Here is a 530-nt window from a genome sequence, read left to right as displayed (position 1 = left end):
GGCGGGTTGGGGGTCGGCGGCCGCCGTGCCCCCCAGCAGCCCTGCCGGGAGGGTGAAGGCTGGAGCAGGCGGGGCCGGGGCGGGTTCCGGCGCGGCCAGGGGCGTTTCGGGCTCCCCCCCGCCGAAGTCGAACACGTCCAGCAGGCCGCTCAGGGCGTCGGCGCCGAAGCTGGCGGTGACCTGCTGGGCGGCCTCGTACTCGGCGTGGGCCTCGGCGAGCAGGGCCTCGGCACCTTCGAGGGTCTGGGCGTAGCGCTCGCGGGCGACGGCGGACATCCGCCCCAGGCGGCGCTGGGCGCGGAGGGTGTCGGCCATCCGGCCCAGGCGCTGGGTGGTCTCGCCCGCGAGGTGCCGCAGGGTGTCGTACTCGTGCACGACGTGGTCGGCGCGGGCGTCGAAGTCCTCGCGCTGCTGGGCGGCCTGGGCCATGCGGCGTTCCAGGGCGCTCCACAGGGCGGCCACGTCGGGCGTCTCGCCCCGTTTCAGGGCCTCGCGGGCCGCTGCCAGCTCGGGGGCCAGCTCGTCGGCGG

General features: G+C 77.7%; 1 pseudogene. It reads right to left on the bottom strand.

The annotated features are described in order from the left end of the window. Positions 1–530 (bottom strand): annotated as a pseudogene (locus tag QOL99_RS17520) (hypothetical protein); the annotation flags it as partial.

It is taken from the genome of Deinococcus rhizophilus (assembly GCF_030271215.1).
Classification (GTDB): Bacteria; Deinococcota; Deinococci; order Deinococcales; family Deinococcaceae; genus Deinococcus; species Deinococcus rhizophilus.
This window is presented reverse-complemented; position numbering and strand designations above follow the sequence as displayed.